Source organism: Acinetobacter dispersus, assembly GCF_009884975.1.
GTDB classification, from domain to species: domain Bacteria; phylum Pseudomonadota; class Gammaproteobacteria; order Pseudomonadales; family Moraxellaceae; genus Acinetobacter; species Acinetobacter dispersus.
Window position 1 is genome coordinate 3,255,371 of sequence record NZ_CP041970.1, and the last position, 18,012, is coordinate 3,273,382.

Here is an 18,012-nt window from a genome sequence, read left to right on the forward strand (position 1 = left end):
TCATGCAAATCCAAGCACCTGATATTGGCGTAGATAAAGCGCTCGTTGCAGAAATCTTGGTCAAAGTAGGCGACCATGTTGCAGTTGACGATAGCCTTCTGGTGTTAGAGTCAGATAAGGCAACGGTAGAAGTCCCAAGCACGGCGGCAGGTATCGTGAAAAGTATTCTGGTTCAACAAGGCGATGAAGTCACTGAAGGCGTCGCATTGATCGAATTAGAGTCTGAGTCTGCTACTGAAGCACCTGCGAAAGAAGCACCGAAGTCAGAAGCGCCAAAAGCAGAAGCAAAACCTGTCGAAGCTGAAACAAAAGCACAACCAGCTACCGCTCCAGCAGCGACAGCTAGCCAGATTGTGGATGTAAAAGTCCCTGATATTGGTGTAGAAAAAGCGTTGGTTGCAGAAGTACTGGTGAAAGTGGGTGATCAGATTGAACCTGAACAAAGCATTGTGGTGGTTGAATCGGACAAAGCGACTGTAGAAGTACCAAGCTCGGTTGCGGGGATTGTGGAAGCGATCCAGATTAAAGAAGGCGACAGCATCAAAGAAGGCGTTGTATTGATTCAGGTCAAGACTGCGAGTGCTGCAACGTCATCTGAACCACAAGCAGCCCCAGCTCAAACAGAAGCGCCAGTCGCAACGACTGAAGCACCAGCTGCAACAAATACCTCAACAGGTAATGTTGAAATTGAAGTACCTGATCTAGGTGTAGAAAAAGCTCTTGTTTCAGAAATTCTAGTCAACGTTGGTGATCGCGTTGAAGCTCAACAAAGCCTATGCGTGGTTGAGTCAGATAAGGCTTCTGTTGAAGTGCCAAGTTCAGTAGCAGGGATTGTGAAAGCGATCCATGTGTCTGCGAATCAAGAAGTGCGTCAAGGTGTGGCTTTGGCAACGATTGAGGTCAGTGGTCAGGCCGCTGCACCAGCATCTGTACCAAAAGCTCAAGCTCCTTCTGCACCAGCAGCAACGACAGCGCCAGCAAAATCACAGGTGGCAGCGACAGCAGCCCCAAGTGCGCCTGCACAAGCTGAGAAGTTGACTAAACAGCAAGAAGCTGACAATGCGAAAGTCTATGCGGGTCCAGCCGTGCGTAAACTGGCACGTGAGTTAGGTGTGGTTCTTGGACAGGTGAAAGCATCAGGTGAGCACGGTCGTGTGATGAAGGACGATGTCTTTGCTTATGTGAAAACACGTCTGACTGCACCACAACCAGCTGCAGTAACCCAAGCGGCAGCAGTTGCTTCAGGCTTGCCGAAGTTACCAGACTTTAGTGCATTTGGTGGCGGTGAAGTAAAAACAATGACGCGTTTACAGCAAGTGTCTGTACCGCAATTATCATTGAATAACTTTATTCCGCAAGTGACACAGTTTGACTTGGCGGATATCACCGAGCTTGAAGCATGGCGTGGCGAACTGAAAGATGGCTTTAAAAAACAGGGTCTGAGCTTAACCATCTTGGCCTTTATTGCTAAGGCGGTTGCGCACTTGCTGAAAGAAGAGCCGTATTTTGCTGGGCATTTGGCCGATGATCAGAAGTCAGTGTTGTTACGTAGCGAAATTCATATGGGTATTGCAGTTGCGACTCCAGATGGCTTAACTGTTCCGGTATTACGTAACCCTGATCAAAAATCAATTAAGCAGATTGCAACAGAATTGGCCGAACTCAGCCAAAAGGCACGTGATCGCAAATTGTCACCGAAAGATTTACAAGGGGCTAACTTTACCATTACCAGCCTAGGCAGTATTGGTGGAACAGCATTTACCCCATTGGTGAACTGGCCACAAGTTGCGATTTTAGGTATTTCACCAGCAACCATGCAGCCTGTATGGAATGGTAAAGACTTTGATCCACGTTTGATGTTGCCATTGTCATTGTCTTATGACCATCGTGTCATTAATGGTGCGGATGCAGCACGCTTTACCAATAAGCTGACCAAGTTACTCAAAGACATTCGTAGCTTATTGCTCTAATGACTGTTTGAATTTAGAAAACCTCGCTTTGGCGGGGTTTTCTATTTTTAGGATGACAAAAATATGGCTTTATTTGAGAATACTTTTGCCTAAAATAAATTCGTATTGATAACGATTTTTTGGATCAAGGAGCAAGGATGTTAGTGATTTATCGGGTGATGCTACCCTTATTACTCATCGTTTTTGTATTAATGGGATTGTGGGTGAGTTTCCTGCATTTTCCTTGGGACTGGGTCATGTACGCCGTAATGGGCGTCGAAGTGCTGGTGGCGACAGTGGTGATGGCAATGGAGTATCAGGCACAGCATGTCGGTGGTGCAAGTGGCTGGGGCAGTTTTGGTTTTCTCGGTCTCAGTACCTATCTGGCATTATTTTTGGGGCTTGTCCGTATATTGGTCTGGAGTTACCAAAAATTTTGGGCTTAACCATTCAAAAGCATTTTATTGTTTGATAGAATGGCGTTACTTCATTGGGGAGTAGCCGCTCTTTACGCAAAGTAAAGAGGTGATGATCAACATAATTGTTCAACAGAACATGGTCATCATAGCAAAGAACCAAGAACAGCTTTTCAGCTGTGCTTTTGTTGGCAAGACCTTTGATTTACCACTCTGCATCAATCTATTTGATTTTGGCTAGCAGGAGGGGTAGGTCATCGGTATATTTTGCTAGCCAGAGCATTCAACTATGTATGAATTTCTCATCTCCACATCAATTGTTGCCCTTGCTGAAATGGGTGATAAAACACAACTGCTCGCATTATTACTTGCTGCACGTTTTCGTAAACCGATTCCGATTCTAATTGCTATTTTATTAGCCACTACCATTAACCATGGTATTTCTGCTGTTTTGGGACAATGGATCACCACGGTACTGAGTCCGGATATTTTATTGTGGATTCTTGCGCTTGGTTTCATTGGTATGGCGATCTGGATGTTAATCCCTGATGAATTGGGAGATGAAACTGAAAATATCAATAAATGGCAAAAATTTGGGGTATTTGGCGCAACCTTTATCTTATTCTTCCTAGCTGAAATAGGAGATAAAACTCAAATCGCAACCGTGGCTTTGGCAGCACGTTTTGACAGTATTTTTTGGGTGATGCTGGGTACCACATTTGGGATGATGCTTGCTAATGCACCTGCAGTGTTTATTGGTGATAAGCTGGCAGATAAGTTGCCGATTTCCCTGATTCATAAAATTGGCGCTGCAATTTTCTTGGTTGTTGGTGTCTCTACTTTAGTGCAGCATTATTTCTTCTAATCTAATCGAATATTAAATCAGTAAAGACCCATCCAATAGTGATGGGTCTTTTTGCTATAAATTATGATAAAAGTCCAAGATCTGATTGAAACATGAACTAAATCCCATTATTTTATTATGGAATTAAAAATATTTCATATTTAAAGAATTTTTCTGGGGAAGTTATGAGTTTCGAGCGGACAACATCGCAAATCTTATTTGATAATGGCACACATAAATGCATTAGTTTTACCAGTTTGGTTAAAGGGGAAGGTATTCAGGCCAATCAGTTTTTAATTATTGATCATGATCGGGCGGCTGTTTTAGATCCTGGTGGAGATCTGACTTATGTGCCTTTAACCATGGAGCTTAATCGCTATACCAAACTGAAAAATCTGGATTATGTGATGGCTTCGCATCAAGACCCTGACATTATTACCTCAATGCCACGCTGGTTGGTCTATACCGATGCCAAAGTGGTGGCATCAAAACTATGGGCGCGCTTTTTACCGCATTTGAATTCAGCTTTTATGAGTGAGCGTATGAAGGGGAATTGGGAAGAGCGCCTGATCGAACTGTCAGATACGGGGCAAATTATTCCTTTGGGCGAATCTGCCATTGTTGCCGTGCCTGCACATTTCCTGCATTCAGTTGGCAACTTTCAGTTCTATGATCCTACTGCAAAAATTTTATTTTCAGGGGATATGGGTGCTTCGATTGTTGACGATGCTAGCTTACCAATTACCGATTTTGAGGCACATATTAAAAAAATGAAAGGTTTCCATCAGCGTTATATGTGTTCCAATAAGGTGATTCGTTTGTGGGTCAATATGGTTCGCCAAATGGATATCGACATGATTGTGCCGCAACATGGCACAGCATTTATTGGCAAAGAGATGATCAATCAATTTCTGGACTGGATCGAAACGCTGGAATGTGGTGTTGATTTGATGAATGAATATGTTTTTAGTTTACCGACTGAAATGAGCTAAATTTCTGAGTCAGGAAAATGACTGGAAAATACATAAATCGCTGATTGAGCACTCTTGTCGCCACCAATAAATTTTCTTAGGATTCATCAGATAAAGGATTAAATTTGATAACGAGAATTTTAAGAAAATGTTGTCTCAAATTGCGACACCAGATGCGTGTGTTAGTTGTGGTGCCTGTTGTGCAAATTACCGTGTTTCTTTCTATTGGGCTGAGGCAGAACAGCTCCCTGAGCACATGGTTGAACCACTTACAGCCGTCTATTCCTGTATGAAGGGAACCAATCAAGCACAAGTCAAATGTGTGGCTTTGCAAGGAGAGGTGGGACAGCAAGTGAGCTGTTCCATCTACCCATTTCGGAGTTCAAGTTGCAAGGAAGTGCAGATTGCCGATTCACATTGTAACAAGGCACGGTTGGCGCACAAACTGATTCCGTTGGTCACGATTGAGCAGCAGTCCTCTGAAAATAATGACAATTATGATCAGGTTTGCTAACTGGATTTATCGGGTTTGGAAGCAATAAGCGTCGATCAGACAGCTTTTTAAGCAATGCTTGAAATTATTTTCATCATAGAAAATGAAAATCACATCGAAATTTGTTTATAATAGCTCACGGAAATTACCAGTGAGATTGTTATGCTGACCATCGTTCAAGAAGCGCTAACCTTCGATGATGTCTTATTACTTCCTGCCTACTCAACTGTTCTCCCAAAAGATGTCTCCTTAAAGACACGTTTAACTCGCGGAATTCAACTTAATATCCCTCTCGTTTCTGCTGCAATGGATACAGTGACTGAATCACGTATGGCAATTGCGATGGCGCAAAATGGCGGTATTGGTATTTTGCACAAAAACATGGATATCGCAGCGCAAGCCGCTGAAGTTCGCCGTGTGAAAAAATTTGAAGCTGGTATGGTGAAAGACCCAATCACTGTTGGCCCTGAAACAACAGTGCGTGAGCTGATTGCGATTACCCAAGCGAATAACATTAGCGGTGTGCCTGTTGTAAAAGATGGCAAAGTCGTGGGGATTGTCACAGGTCGTGATACACGCTTTGAAACCAATCTTGAGCAGCCTGTAAGCAACATCATGACAGGTCAAGATCGTCTCGTGACTGTTCGTGAAGGCGAGTCGAAAGAAAATATCCAAGCATTGCTACAAAAGCATCGCATTGAAAAAGTTTTGGTTGTTGGCGAGAACAATGAGCTTAAAGGCTTAATTACCGTAACTGACTTCCGTAAAGCTGAAAGCTACCCAAACAGTTGTAAAGATGATTTGGGTCGTTTACGTGTTGGTGCTGCGGTTGGTACTGGTGCAGAAACACCAAGCCGTGTAGAAGCGTTGGTTGATGCTGGTGTAGATGCGATTGTGGTGGATACTGCCCATGGTCACTCAGCGGGTGTAATTGAGCGTGTACGCTGGGTTAAAGCAAACTACCCGCAAGTTCAAGTCATTGGTGGAAATATTGCAACGGGCGATGCAGCATTGGCATTGCTTGATGCAGGTGCAGATGCTGTGAAAGTCGGTATCGGCCCTGGTTCAATCTGTACGACACGTATTGTGGCTGGTATTGGTATGCCACAGATTTCTGCAATTGATAGTGTTGCCAACGCATTGAAAGATCAAATTCCTTTGATTGCAGATGGTGGTATTCGTTTCTCTGGTGATATGGCGAAAGCGATTGGTGCTGGTGCAAGCACGATTATGGTGGGTTCTCTACTTGCTGGGACAGAGGAAGCACCTGGCGAAGTTGAATTCTTCCAAGGCCGTTACTACAAAGCATACCGTGGCATGGGTTCATTGGGTGCAATGGCGGGTGTATCTGGTTCTGCTGACCGTTATTTCCAAGATGCTAAAGCAGGTGCTGAAAAGTTAGTACCAGAAGGCATCGAAGGTCGAGTTCCATATAAAGGGCCAATGGGTAACATCGTGCACCAAATGATGGGTGGTTTACGCTCATCAATGGGTTATACAGGTTCATCTGTGATTGAAGACCTTCGTCAAAATGCGAAATTTGTGAAAATTACTTCAGCAGGCATGTCAGAATCACATGTTCATGACGTGACGATTACTAAGGAAGCACCAAACTATCGCGTTGGTTGATTTTTGGTAACTTTGCTGATTGAAAAACCGTCAGGACACTGACGGTTTTTTTTGTTTTGGTGTAAAGTGAATTAGATGAAGAAGGATATGGTTAGACACCATATAAAGATAAGAAAGTGAGTAAAAGATGAGCTATTTTGGTACTGATGGAATTCGCGGCAAATTTGGACAAATGCCAATTACCCCAGAGTTTGCATTAAAATTGGGTTTCGCAGCAGGAAAAGTATTAAAGAGAAATAGTCCTAAAAATAAACCGATTGTGGTACTGGGGAAAGACACACGCTTATCGGGTTATATCCTAGAAGCAGCATTGCAAGCAGGTTTGAATGCTGCAGGTGTTTATGTCCACTTATTGGGGCCATTACCGACCCCTGCCATTGCACATTTAACCCGTGCACTACATGCGCATGCGGGAATCGTTATTTCGGCTTCTCATAATCCTTATTTTGATAATGGGATTAAGTTTTTCTCGAGCGAAGGCAAAAAACTTCCAGATGCAATCCAAGACCAAATCAATCAAGAGCTAGAGAAAGATCTAGTGATTGAGGACACAGCAAATCTGGGCAAGAGTGTCCGTGTGAAAGATGCCAATGGCCGTTATATCGAATTTTGTAAATCGACTTTTCCGTACCATTTTGACTTGCGTAATTTAAAAATCGTGGTGGATTGTGCCAATGGTGCAGCCTATAGCGTAGGGCCGTCGGTATTCCGTGAATTAGGTGCCAAAGTCATTCCATTGTTTAATGAGCCAGATGGTTTAAATATTAATGAAAACTGCGGCTCGACTCATCCTGAGCTATTACAAAAAGCAGTGATTGAGCAGAAAGCCGATCTTGGTATTGCTTTTGATGGCGATGCAGACCGTGTGGTAATGGTGGATAAAAATGGTCAGTTGATTGATGGTGACCATATCCTTTATATCCTTGCAACACAGGCAAAAAATAAGCCAGCAGGTGTCGTGGGAACTGTGATGAGTAATATGGCACTCGAGCTGGCATTACAAAAAGCGAATGTTGATTTCGTACGTGCGAGTGTTGGTGACCGCTATGTATTACAAGCACTTGAAGAAAATGCTTGGATGACAGGGGGTGAGCCTTCAGGTCATATTCTGACTTTAGATAAGAGCACCACAGGTGATGCAATTATTGCAGCATTACAAGTGCTCACCGTGATGGTGGAACAAGGCAAAGCATTGCATGAGTTGATTGAAGGCTTTGTGTTATTCCCTCAAGTGCTGGTGAATGTACGTTTACAAGATATGATTGATCCGTATTCAATTCCTGCTTTGGTGGCTGAATTTGAAAAAGCTGAACAACAATTGAAAGGTCGTGGACGTTTGTTGATTCGTAAATCAGGTACCGAGCCTGTGATTCGCGTCATGGTGGAAGGTGATCAACAGCAAGAAGTCGAGGCTTTAGCGAATCATTTGGCAGAAGCGGTACGAGCTCACGCCCAAGCTGCTTAAGGAAATGCAATCATGAGTGATGTCATTAAAGATCTGAGTGAATTGCGTTTGAGCTATGAGCAGGGCGAATTACATGAAGCCCAGATCAGCATACAGCCGCATACACAATTCCTGAATTGGTTTAATCATGCATTAGCTGCCAATTTACATGAACCCTATGCAATGTCATTAGCGACAGCAAATGCTCAAGGACGTCCGCACGTACGTACCGTATTATTACGTGGTGCGACAGAAGCGGGCTATGATTTCTATACCAATTACGACAGTCAAAAAGGGTTGGACTTAGCAGAGAACCCTTATGCTGAATTGTTATTTTACTGGCCTAGTCTGGAACGTCAGATCCGCATTGGTGGCAAAGTCGTGAAGATTTCTGAACAAGAATCGACGGATTACTACCATAAACGTCCACGTGACAGTCAGATTGCTGCGCATATCAGTACCCCACAAAGTGGGGTGATTGAAAGCCGTGAACTATTGCAACAACGCTTTCAAGCGCTGCAAATTCAGGCTCAAGATGAACTGGATAAGCCTGAATTTTGGGGCGGTTATCGCTTAGAAGCAGATTATTATGAGTTCTGGCAGGGGCGACCAAATCGCTTACATGATCGTTTAAGTTATGAAAAACAAAACGGTCTTTGGATTATACAACGTTTGATGCCATAAATGACGCAGATTCAAATTCAAAAAAGACCATTGCTTACACGCCCTGAACAGTTTCAGGGCGTGCCTACTTTTATTGCTGAAATTTTAGCAAGACGAGGCGTGCAGTCTGAGCAAGAGCTGGAACTGAAGCTTAAACACTTGCTATCTCCTGAGCTTAAGGGGTTGGAGCAGGCAGTTGCATTGATTGATCAAGCCATTGATCAGCAAAAGCAGATCGTGATTGTGGGTGACTATGATGCCGATGGCGCGACCAGTACCGCTTTAATGGTTCTTGTCTTGCAAGATATGGGTGCCAGAGTTGAATATCTGGTTCCTGATCGTTTTAAGTATGGTTATGGACTCACGCCTGCAATTGCTGAATTGGCAAAACAAAGCTATCAGCCAGATCTTTTGATTACGGTGGATAATGGTATATCGAGCCATGCGGGTGTAGACACTGCTCAAGCTTTAGGTATGCAGGTGATCATTACCGATCACCATTTAACCACCAAGCCGACACCTTGTGCTGAGGCTGTAGTTAATCCGAACCAACTCGGTTGCGCGTTTCCAAGTAAGGCTTTGGCTGGGGTTGGGGTGGCTTTTTATGTCTTGGCGAAATTGGCCAGTTCACGCAGCCAGCAAGGCAAAAGCAGCAGTAAAGTGACCCAATACCTTGATCTTGTGGCTTTGGGGACCTATGCCGATGTTGCCAGTTTGGATTATAACAACCGTATCTTGATTGATGCTGGATTAAAGCGGATTCAGCAACATCAATGTCGTGCGGGTATTTTAGCCTTACTGGATATTGCAGGACGCGATGCAGCCAGTTTGCGGGCACAAGATTTAGGCTTTGTGGTCGGCCCGCGAATCAATGCGGCAGGCCGTATGGAAAGCATGCGGATCGGAATTGAGTGTTTACTTGCGGCTGATATGGCAACTGCTTATCCGATTGCACAGCAGTTGAATCAGCTGAATATTGAACGCCGTCAAGTTGAAACTGAAATGAAGCAGCAAGCGTTAAGTGCTTTGCAACATATTCAGGTAGAAACAGAGCACTTACCTGCTGCACTGGTAATGTTTGATGAGCAATGGCACCAAGGTGTGATTGGCATTGTGGCTGGACGTTTAAAAGAGCAATTCCATCGTCCAAGTTTAGTGTTTGCTCCTGATGAGGATGGCATTCATATCAAAGGTTCCGCACGGTCGATTGATGGTATTCATATTCGCGATACCATTGAGCAAGTTGCAGAACAATATCCTCATTTGGTCAGTCATTTCGGTGGGCATGCCGCTGCAGCTGGCCTAACCCTTAAAAAAGAAAATTTTGATGCATTCAAAGTCGCTTTCACCCAATCTATTGCCGAAATGGACGATGACTTGTTTACGGCGACCTTATGGACTGATGGAGAGCTGGGCGATGCAGATTTACATTTAGGGACTTTGGATTGGATTGAGCAGCTTGGGCCCTGGGGGCAGAAGTTTCCCCTGCCTCAATTTGAGGGGCGATTCAAAGTGATCGATTATCGTTGGCTCAAAGAGCAACATTTAAAACTCAAATTGGCAGTCGGGTCACATTCTGTAGATGCGATTGCATTTAATGCAATGGACCGTTTTGAATTTAATCCAATGTTGGGTTATGTCGATTTAGTCTACACCTTGGAACGAAATGTCTTTAATGGTAACACCAGTCTACAATTGCAAATTGCTTATTTAAAACAATAAAAAACGCCCTGAATCATTCAGAGCGTTTTCAATATTACAAACTTCTGTTCAAGTCTTAGAAGCGGTATGCACCACGGATACCATAGGTATTATAGTCATCACCGAAGCCTACACGACCTTCTAAGCTCACTTGTTGATTAAGGAATTTCTTCGCAGAAATACCCCATTCATCACGGTTAGTTAAGTCATTGTTGTAGTAATCTGCACCAACACTTAATGTTTTATCAAGGTAGTAATCGCCTTTTACGCGGTATTCATCAAGATCACCAAAGGCACCATATGCTTCTAGGTTAATGTCATTGCCACCAACCTGAGTGACGTATTTAGCACGAACGGTTGGATCTGCACCGTCTTTACCATTTTTCTCGTCGTAACCTTTAACACCTAATGCAAGTAATAAACCTGGTGCTGGTAAATAACCAATTTCCGCACCATATGTTGTTACTTTTTGATCTACAGGTGTGTTATCGACTTCAAATTCATTACGGCCAATATTACCACTTAAATAGAAATCACTGTTTGGTACGAAGTATTCTACACCGACGCCGTATTGTGAATCTTTTACACCATTATTATTAGCGTAATTCACTTTTGCGTTAACATTACTTGCACGATTTAAAAATGCTGCTTCAGCAAGAGGTGCATTACGTGTTTGTACTGGGTTGAAATAATATTTACCATCTACACCAAAACTATGAGTTCCATCAAAATCATCCCAATCAGTATAAGTGTATGCACCACCGACTTCAGCTTGATAAGCATGAGCAGTGCCTGTTACTGCAATTGCAGATAATAGTGCTGATGCGATTGCTAATTTTTTCATGGTTATGCCCCTTTTGAGATAATGAACCAAATGAATGTTGATTACATGTTTTGTTACAACTTCCAGTCTAGTTGAAATAATAGGTGCGTCAATCGTAAGAACGTAATTAGAGTGTACGAATGTAATTGACTTGTAATTTTGACATTTTATCTAATTGATATTATTTAATAAAAAATCATTGTTTTGATTTATTAAAACTTAGGAGAGATTGTGTGTTTTAGTGTAAATGGTCTAGTTTTTATACAAAAACTTGAATCTAATACATCTGACTAAACATTTCAGGCATAAGATTAAGTAATTAAAAAAATCAATTTTAATAAATAAAGGTATTCAAAATGACATGGCTGTGTCGACCAAAACAGTTATGTTAAAATAGCGGATTAAGTGAAAAAGTTGTGAGAAAACACGCGTGGAAATTAATCCGTATTTAGTCCAATTGAAAGATTTATCTGATCGTAGCCAAACACTACGGGGGTATCTTTGACTACGATCTAAAAGCTGAGCGTTTAGAAGAAGTTTTAAGAGAATTAGAAGACCCTGCGATTTGGAATGATCAAAGCCGTGCTCAGGCCATCGCAAAAGAAAAGGGCAGTTTAGAAAACACATTAGGTGTATTTGATCGTCTTGCTGAACAGTTAGATGATGCCAAAGCCATGCTTGACCTTGCGGTTGAAGCGGATGATGAAAGTTTATTGTTGGATGTTCAGGCAGAATTAGACAGTGCTGAACAGGCATTAGGTAATCTTGAATTCCGCCGTATGTTCAGTAATCCGATGGATCCAAACCCATGCTTCCTTGAAATTCAATCAGGTTCGGGTGGTACAGAAGCACAAGATTGGGCGTCGATGTTATTGCGTATGTATCTACGCTGGATCGAACGTCATGGCTTTAAAGCTGAATTGATGGAAGTGTCAGATGGTGATGTGGCTGGAATTAAATCAGCAACCATCCGTGTAGATGGTGAATTTGCCTATGGTTGGTTACGTACTGAAAGTGGCGTACACCGTTTAGTCCGTAAGTCACCATTTGACAGTAACAACAACCGTCATACTTCATTCTCAGCCGTGTTTATTTCACCTGAGATTGATGACAATATCGAAATTGATATCAATCCATCTGATGTTCGTACCGATACTTACCGTGCTTCGGGTGCGGGTGGTCAGCATATTAACAAAACCGATTCTGCAGTTCGTTTAACTCACGCACCGACAGGTATTGTAGTGGCGTGTCAGAACCAACGTTCACAACATGCCAACCGTGACCATGCGTGGAAGCAATTACGTGCCAAACTGTATGAATTAGAGATGAGCAAACGTAATGAAGCTGCTCAAGCTTTGGAAGACTCGAAGTCAGATATTGGTTGGGGAAGTCAAATTCGCTCGTATGTCCTCGATGATTCACGTATTAAAGACTTGCGTACTGGTGTGGAAAATTCCAATACCAAAGCAGTGTTAGATGGTGACTTGGATAAGTTCATCGAAGCAAGTTTGAAACAAGGTTTATAAGTTTTAATCCAATTAAAACGGCAATCTCGTTCAGCATCTGCTAGTTAATCGAAAAAATATGATATTAATATCGAAAAAATGGATATTAATATTTTAAAATTTCGATATACTGGATTTAGGTGCTGAACAAAGCGTTGCCGCTTGAGAAACGTGGTGAGTCTATGGATATTGATGTTATAAGCAAAGCCTTAGCCAATCCATTACGTCGACAGATTTTGCAATGGCTAAAAGAGCCTGAGCAATTTCTACCCGTTGAGCAATGTGGTGGTAGTTTTGAACGTGGTGTATGTGCAGGGCACATCGAACGTTTAGGAAAAGTTGCACAATCGACTATGTCGAATCATTTGTCTGTACTACAACAGGCGGGTTTGATTAAGGTTGAGAAATATGGGCAGTGGTCTTATTTCACGCGCAATGAAGCTTTGATTCAGCAATATATCGAACATTTAAAACAAGCACTTTAAATCGAAGAAGTGTAAGTTGAGGCGATCATGGCTGAACTAAATTCTACTTTGCAAGTAGGTGATTTCACGATTAAAAACCGCTTGGTTTTAGCTCCTTTAACGAGAGCGCGTAGTGGTGCACAGCGTATTCCAAATGATTTGATGGTGGAATATTACCAACAACGCGCCAATGCTGGCCTTATTATTACCGAAGCAACGGTGATTAGCCCTAAAGCAGCGGGATATGCCAATACACCAGGCCTATGGTCGCAAGAACAAGCGCAGGCATGGCATAAAATTGTTGAAGCCGTGCACGCACAAGGTTCAAAAATTGTGGTTCAGCTGTGGCATGTCGGTCGTATTTCACATCCAGACTTATTGGATGGTGATACACCTGTGGCGCCAAGTGCAATTCAACCTGCAGGCGAAGTGAGTTTACTCCGTCCAAAGCGTCCTTTTGTGACACCGCGTGCCTTATCGCATGAAGAAATCCAGGAAGTTGTTGCACAATATAAAAATGCAGCTGAACAGGCCAAAGCCGCTGGTTTTGATGGTGTCGAATTGCATGCTGCCAATGGTTATCTGATTGATCAATTCCTGCAAAGCAGCACTAATCATCGTGATGATGAATATGGCGGTGTAATTGAAAACCGTGCGCGTTTATTACTCCAAGTCGTAGATACCTTCATCGAAGTATGGGGTGCTGGTCGAGTGGGTGTACATCTTGCTCCACGTGGTGATTCGCATGATATGGGTGATGAAAATCCATTGGCAACGTTTGGTTATGTGGTTGAGCAATTAGATCAACGCAATATTGGTTTTATTTTCACGCGTGAATATGAAGCTGAGGATAGTGTGTTACCAAAATTACGCCCGAAATTTAAAGGCGTGTGGATTGCCAATGAAGGTTTAACCGCGGATTCTGCGAAACGCATTTTGGCGACAGGCCAAGCGGATGCGGTCTCATTTGGTAAACAATATATCGCGAACCCTGATTTATTTGAACGTTTACAACATGATTTACCTTTAAACCCACTTCAACCACAAACCTTATACGGTGATGGTGCTGAGGGTTATACCGATTATCCTGCCTTTGAACAGTTAGAAGCTTAATTTGCTTTAAAACTTTAAAAAATGACTCATGTGATTTACCAAAATTGCATGAGTTTTTGTTTTAAATTCCGCATAATGAGCAGGAATCACATTGTAAATTATGGTCTCGGATGGCGCAGAATACAGCAGCACAGCAAACACCGTTTTGGTATAACTTTTTACTGGCTTGTATCAAGCCGTTGTACCGCTGGAAAATCAAACAACGGGCTGAAAGTGATGCGCTGTTTCAACAGGAATGTATTGAGCGTTTTGGGTCATTCCAACCCCCTAAAAATTTGGGGGCAATTTGGTTCCATGCGGTATCAGTCGGTGAAACCAACGCGGCTCAACCTTTAATAGAACATTATTTAAAATTAGGTCATCCGGTTTTAGTGACCAATACTACCAAGACAGGGCAAGCGCGTGCCAAATCCCTGTTTTTAAAAGCCCCTTATCTCGATTTATTTCAGGCGGTCTATTTGCCTGTCGATCAAAAAGCATTATTAAAACAATTTTTTAATCTGTATCAACCGCGACTATTGGCATTGGTTGAAACAGAGATCTGGCCAAATCTTATTGCCCAAGCAAAACAGCAACAGATTCCCTGTATTTTATTGAATGCGCGTCTGTCAGAGAAATCAGCCAAAGGTTATGGCAGGGTTCGTCGTTTGACCCAACCGATGTTGCAACAGCTCACTTGGATGCTGGCACAAGATGTGGCAACGCAACAGCGTTATGTTGAATTAGGTTTAGAACAGGCTAAAAGTCAGGTGGTTGGAAATATTAAATTTGATATCTCAGCACCAGAACAGTATCTGCAACAAGCACAGCAGTTGAAACAAGATTGGCAATTGGCGGATCGTCAGATTATTACTTTAGCCAGTACGCATGCGCCCGAAGAACAAAGTTTACTCAAACAATTGCAGTCACATTTAAATTCAAATCCAGCTTTGCTGTGTATTGTAGTGCCGCGTCATCCAGAACGTTTTGATGAGGTGTACCAAGTTTGCCAAAGTTTAAATTTAAAAACCCAACGCCGTAGTCTGCAACAATCGATTCAAGCGGATACTCAAGTCTTCCTTGCCGATAGTATGGGTGAAATGTGGCTCTGGTATGCCTTAAGTCAAGTCTGTTTTGTCGGTGGTTCATTGAATGAACCGGGTGGCGGGCACAATATTTTAGAGCCGATGGTGCTGAATGTACCGACAGTGATTGGTCCGCGTTATTTCAATTTTCAAACCATTGTGGATGAGTTTGTGGCTCAGCAAGGGATTCTGATCGGAGAGGACGCAGCACAGGTGGGGCAGCAATTATTAGCCTGTTTAGAGGATGATGCACAGACTCAGCAACTGGTTATGCAGGCTCAGCGGGTTCTACAAGCAAATAAAGGCTCACTACAACAGCATATTCAGTGTCTTGATCACTATTTACAGCAAACAGCATTATCATGAATATTGTTTTACTCGAGCCAGATCAGTGTGTTTCAGCGGATGTATGGCAGATCAGCCAGCCCAGACAATTGCAGCATTTAGCTCAGCACTTACAGCTCAATGTTGGTGATACCTTAAAGGTTGGGATTCGTGCAGGTCAGCGATACTTAACTGAGGTGATCGCTATCAGCGAAAAATGCATTACAGTTCGGCCAGTTCAAACTGAAGCGGTTCCTGCAAAGCTTCCCGTGCATCTGATTCTTGCCTTGCCACGTCCAAAAGTATTGCGTCGCATCATTATGGATGCGGTGACCTTAGGTGTGGAACGGATTAGCCTGATTCATAGTTATCGAGTGGATAAAAGCTATTGGCAAACGCCGTTTTTACAGCAACTCAATGATTATATAACTTTGGGTTTAGAACAGGCGGGCGATACCATTGCACCCGAAATCCAACTCTATAAACGCTTTAAACCTTTTGTTGAAGATGTTCTACCGACGTTGATCAGCGCAGAACAGCCAGCTTATGTTGCGCATCCCTATGCAGAACAGCAAATGCCGTATGCAATTCAACAGCCTTGTAGTTTGATCATTGGCCCAGAGGGCGGATTTATTCCCTATGAGGTCGATCTACTCATAAAAAACGGCTGCCAAGCGATGAGCCTAGGCAACCGAATTTTGCGAACTGAAACAGCAGTATCGAATATTTTAGGGCGATTATTTGTCTAAAGCATCGCTTTGTTCAGATTGATCACCACGATAGACTTTGACTTCCTGTACTGGGTAAGGAATTGAAATGCCTTTCTCATCAAAAGCAGTGACGACCAATTCTTGAATTTCACTGATAGAGGCTGATGTGCTGGTTTCAGTGGTATTGACCCACCATCGTACCGTTAAATTAATCGAGAAATCTGCCAGTGCGGTAACATTGACCGAGAAACCTGGTTGGCTCAGTACATTCAAATTACGGTCCAAAATATCAAGAATAATCTTCTTGGCTTTTTGCATGTCATCTTCATAGCCAATACCGACCACAAACTCACAACGACGACGTTGATAGGCATTGTTAACCGTAACAGCACTGGTATACACCGTGGCATTAGGAATTACGATACGGCGGCCATCTGGAGAGCGTAAGAAGGTTGCTCGGATTTGAATATCCTCGACGTTTCCTTCCAAGCCATTGACGACAATATCATCACCGATACGAAACGGTTCGCTGATCAGAATCAGAATCCCTGACAATAAGTTTTGAAAAATATCTTTGAAAGCAAAACCGATCGCAACCGAACCAATACCGAGTGCACCAATCAACTGACTTGGTGTGAAGCCCGGGATGGCAATCACCAGCGCGATCAAGAAGCCAAAGAAGATAATAAAAGTACTACCGACCCGATTTAGTACCAATACTAGGTTTTGGCGGGTATAGCTGCGATTTTCTAGAGTCTTGCGAATAAAAAGTTTAAACAACTTGGTGAGTAACCAAAAGATAATGAAAACTGTAATTGCGATACCGATATAGGGAATACGCTCCCAAAAGCTGTCCATGATTTTATCAATCGTGGTATAGGCATCGTGGTACTTTTCAGTATGGGCCAAAACCGTTTCAGTGGTCTTGGTGCTGGCTTGATGAATCAGCGCACCTGTATCTTTCGCCACTTCAGTCAATGTTGTTTGTTCGTTTGCCACAGCAAGATCTCTATTTCGCAAAGGAAGGAGTAAATAAGGGAAGCAATCATAATGAATTTATTGCCAACACGCATGCAAAATTCAGTCTTTGTTTCCCATGATGATCAAATCAATTCGCTGAATGCAGTCGCTTAAAAATATTCAGTCGTATTTTGAATAATCTGGGTTGGTGCATCCCATACATCTGGGCTGGCAAAATAATACGCAAAAATAAAGACACCAAACATCATGAATAGACTAAACAGAATCATGATCCAAGCGAGAATTTTTTCCCACGCACTCGATGGGCGAACATCACCATAATCATTGCGATGCGGAGTTCCAGGCGCCAATAAGGCATATAAAGTAAATAAAAATTGCAGCACAGGAACCAAGAGCAGTAAACATAGCCAACCTGTTTTATTCAAGTCATGCAGGCGACGGATAAGAAATACGATTTGGAAATAAAATGCGACTAACCACAGTGCGATTAAAGCAAAGATGGTAATACCTGAAAATGTAGAGAAGAAGGTTTCATCGATATGACTGAGACTAAAAAGGCCAGCGAAGGCAAAAATACCGAAAAAAGCAGCCATACATATGAAGCTGAGTAAACCATACCAAGCGATATAGCTGAGGCGGTTGAAGCGACCATTGGGGGAGAGCGGATAGTCACTCATGGGCTGCACTTGAGCAGTTGTTGCGGGATCAAACATAGAGCGTTCCTATTTTTCTGCTTATTAAATCTTTTGTGGTCTTGGCAATGATCAAAATAATCACTTATTTTAAAAACAAAAAGCATAGACAAGCAGTTCAAATTTAAATTATTTTGAGTAAATTTTTGAAAATAAATTGATCGTAAAAGCGTCGGCTTTGCTATTTTAGCCTATAACTTAGTCAAGGTCGAAAGATTAAAAGCCC

Annotated in this window: 17 protein-coding genes and 1 riboswitch; of the genes, 14 read left to right on the forward strand and 3 right to left on the reverse strand. The window is 42.7% G+C overall.

Translation table 11 applies throughout. The features are described from left to right. Positions 1–2: 2 nt before the first annotated feature. The 9 genes from FPL17_RS14980 to recJ all read left to right on the forward strand — a co-directional run bounded on the left by FPL17_RS14980 (position 3) and on the right by recJ (position 10,131). On the forward strand, positions 3–1,970 hold the full coding sequence (locus FPL17_RS14980; protein ID WP_159885886.1) for a 2-oxo acid dehydrogenase subunit E2: 1,968 nt from the start codon (positions 3–5) through the stop codon (positions 1,968–1,970). 137 nt (positions 1,971–2,107) lie between these two features. Continuing rightward, a complete protein-coding gene (locus tag FPL17_RS14985) occupies positions 2,108–2,395 on the forward strand; it encodes a hypothetical protein (RefSeq protein WP_005185861.1) in 288 nt (95 codons plus the stop codon). 34 nt (positions 2,396–2,429) lie between these two features. Further along, positions 2,430–2,571, forward strand: a riboswitch (yybP-ykoY riboswitch). Between the two features lie 83 nt (positions 2,572–2,654). Continuing rightward, positions 2,655–3,230, forward strand: coding sequence for a TMEM165/GDT1 family protein (locus tag FPL17_RS14990; protein WP_159885888.1), 576 nt, complete (start codon positions 2,655–2,657; stop codon positions 3,228–3,230). A 164-nt stretch (positions 3,231–3,394) separates the two neighbouring features. Then, complete coding sequence (locus FPL17_RS14995) at positions 3,395–4,201, forward strand: oxygen-binding di-iron domain-containing protein (RefSeq protein ID WP_159885890.1); 807 nt, start codon at positions 3,395–3,397, stop codon at positions 4,199–4,201. A gap of 127 nt (positions 4,202–4,328) precedes the next feature. Further along, on the forward strand, positions 4,329–4,694 hold the full coding sequence (locus FPL17_RS15000; RefSeq protein ID WP_005185856.1) for a YkgJ family cysteine cluster protein: 366 nt from the start codon (positions 4,329–4,331) through the stop codon (positions 4,692–4,694). A gap of 141 nt (positions 4,695–4,835) precedes the next feature. Beyond that, complete coding sequence (gene guaB, locus FPL17_RS15005) at positions 4,836–6,302, forward strand: IMP dehydrogenase (protein ID WP_005147644.1); 1,467 nt, start codon at positions 4,836–4,838, stop codon at positions 6,300–6,302. Positions 6,303–6,429: 127 nt separating this feature from the next. Beyond that, entirely contained in the window at positions 6,430–7,767 is a 1,338-nt protein-coding gene (glmM, locus tag FPL17_RS15010; RefSeq protein WP_159885892.1) for a phosphoglucosamine mutase, read from the forward strand. Between the two features lie 12 nt (positions 7,768–7,779). Further along, a complete protein-coding gene (gene pdxH / locus FPL17_RS15015; protein ID WP_159885894.1) occupies positions 7,780–8,430 on the forward strand; it encodes a pyridoxamine 5'-phosphate oxidase in 651 nt (216 codons plus the stop codon). After that, positions 8,431–10,131: a single-stranded-DNA-specific exonuclease RecJ gene (recJ, locus tag FPL17_RS15020; protein ID WP_159885912.1), complete on the forward strand. Its 1,701-nt coding sequence runs from the start codon at positions 8,431–8,433 to the stop codon at positions 10,129–10,131. It abuts the gene before it with no gap. Between the two features lie 55 nt (positions 10,132–10,186). Here recJ and FPL17_RS15025 read toward each other — a convergent pair whose 3' ends face one another. Beyond that, entirely contained in the window at positions 10,187–10,954 is a 768-nt protein-coding gene (locus FPL17_RS15025) for a putative porin (RefSeq protein WP_159885914.1), read from the reverse strand. Positions 10,955–11,363: 409 nt separating this feature from the next. Between FPL17_RS15025 and prfB the strand changes: the two genes are divergently transcribed. From prfB to FPL17_RS15050, 5 genes are all read left to right on the forward strand, one after another. Further along, a protein-coding gene (gene prfB / locus FPL17_RS15030) for a peptide chain release factor 2 (protein ID WP_151715423.1) occupies positions 11,364–12,459 on the forward strand; the annotation gives its coding sequence in 2 pieces (ribosomal slippage) (positions 11,364–11,435 and positions 11,437–12,459; 1,095 coding nt in all). Between the two features lie 161 nt (positions 12,460–12,620). Continuing rightward, on the forward strand, positions 12,621–12,923 hold the full coding sequence (locus tag FPL17_RS15035; RefSeq protein WP_010590065.1) for an ArsR/SmtB family transcription factor: 303 nt from the start codon (positions 12,621–12,623) through the stop codon (positions 12,921–12,923). A gap of 27 nt (positions 12,924–12,950) precedes the next feature. After that, positions 12,951–14,015, forward strand: a complete 1,065-nt coding sequence (locus FPL17_RS15040) for an alkene reductase (protein ID WP_159885916.1) — start codon at positions 12,951–12,953, stop codon at positions 14,013–14,015. 110 nt (positions 14,016–14,125) lie between these two features. Continuing rightward, a complete protein-coding gene (locus tag FPL17_RS15045) occupies positions 14,126–15,445 on the forward strand; it encodes a 3-deoxy-D-manno-octulosonic acid transferase (RefSeq protein WP_159885918.1) in 1,320 nt (439 codons plus the stop codon). After that, the gene (locus tag FPL17_RS15050; protein WP_159885920.1) at positions 15,442–16,152 is read left to right on the forward strand and encodes a 16S rRNA (uracil(1498)-N(3))-methyltransferase; all 711 of its coding nucleotides are present in this window, start codon (positions 15,442–15,444) and stop codon (positions 16,150–16,152) included. Before FPL17_RS15045 ends, FPL17_RS15050 begins: the two co-directional genes overlap by 4 nt. Here the strand turns inward: FPL17_RS15050 and FPL17_RS15055 are convergent. Together FPL17_RS15055 and FPL17_RS15060 are read right to left on the reverse strand one after the other, a co-directional pair. Continuing rightward, the gene (locus FPL17_RS15055; RefSeq protein ID WP_005185842.1) at positions 16,141–17,112 is read right to left on the reverse strand and encodes a mechanosensitive ion channel family protein; all 972 of its coding nucleotides are present in this window, start codon (positions 17,110–17,112) and stop codon (positions 16,141–16,143) included. The genes FPL17_RS15050 and FPL17_RS15055 overlap by 12 nt on opposite strands. Positions 17,113–17,243: 131 nt before the next feature. Then, complete coding sequence (locus FPL17_RS15060) at positions 17,244–17,807, reverse strand: DUF805 domain-containing protein (RefSeq protein WP_159885922.1); 564 nt, start codon at positions 17,805–17,807, stop codon at positions 17,244–17,246. Between the last annotated feature and the right edge of the window lie 205 nt (positions 17,808–18,012).

Excerpts from the sequence above, each read along its gene's own strand:
- FPL17_RS15025 (WP_159885914.1), bottom strand. The coding sequence starts at position 10,954 with ATGAAAAAATTAGCAATCGCATCAGCACTATTATCTGCAATTGCAGTA.
- FPL17_RS14980 (WP_159885886.1), top strand. The coding sequence starts at position 3 with ATGCAAATCCAAGCACCTGATATTGGCGTAGATAAAGCGCTCGTTGCA.
- recJ (WP_159885912.1), top strand. The coding sequence starts at position 8,431 with ATGACGCAGATTCAAATTCAAAAAAGACCATTGCTTACACGCCCTGAA.
- glmM (WP_159885892.1), top strand. The coding sequence starts at position 6,430 with ATGAGCTATTTTGGTACTGATGGAATTCGCGGCAAATTTGGACAAATG.
- FPL17_RS15060 (WP_159885922.1), bottom strand. The coding sequence starts at position 17,807 with ATGTTTGATCCCGCAACAACTGCTCAAGTGCAGCCCATGAGTGACTAT.
- FPL17_RS15000 (WP_005185856.1), top strand. The coding sequence starts at position 4,329 with ATGTTGTCTCAAATTGCGACACCAGATGCGTGTGTTAGTTGTGGTGCC.
- FPL17_RS14985 (WP_005185861.1), top strand. The coding sequence starts at position 2,108 with ATGTTAGTGATTTATCGGGTGATGCTACCCTTATTACTCATCGTTTTT.
- FPL17_RS15035 (WP_010590065.1), top strand. The coding sequence starts at position 12,621 with ATGGATATTGATGTTATAAGCAAAGCCTTAGCCAATCCATTACGTCGA.
- FPL17_RS15045 (WP_159885918.1), top strand. The coding sequence starts at position 14,126 with ATGGCGCAGAATACAGCAGCACAGCAAACACCGTTTTGGTATAACTTT.
- pdxH (WP_159885894.1), top strand. The coding sequence starts at position 7,780 with ATGAGTGATGTCATTAAAGATCTGAGTGAATTGCGTTTGAGCTATGAG.
- FPL17_RS15050 (WP_159885920.1), top strand. The coding sequence starts at position 15,442 with ATGAATATTGTTTTACTCGAGCCAGATCAGTGTGTTTCAGCGGATGTA.
- FPL17_RS14990 (WP_159885888.1), top strand. The coding sequence starts at position 2,655 with ATGTATGAATTTCTCATCTCCACATCAATTGTTGCCCTTGCTGAAATG.
- FPL17_RS14995 (WP_159885890.1), top strand. The coding sequence starts at position 3,395 with ATGAGTTTCGAGCGGACAACATCGCAAATCTTATTTGATAATGGCACA.
- FPL17_RS15040 (WP_159885916.1), top strand. The coding sequence starts at position 12,951 with ATGGCTGAACTAAATTCTACTTTGCAAGTAGGTGATTTCACGATTAAA.
- guaB (WP_005147644.1), top strand. The coding sequence starts at position 4,836 with ATGCTGACCATCGTTCAAGAAGCGCTAACCTTCGATGATGTCTTATTA.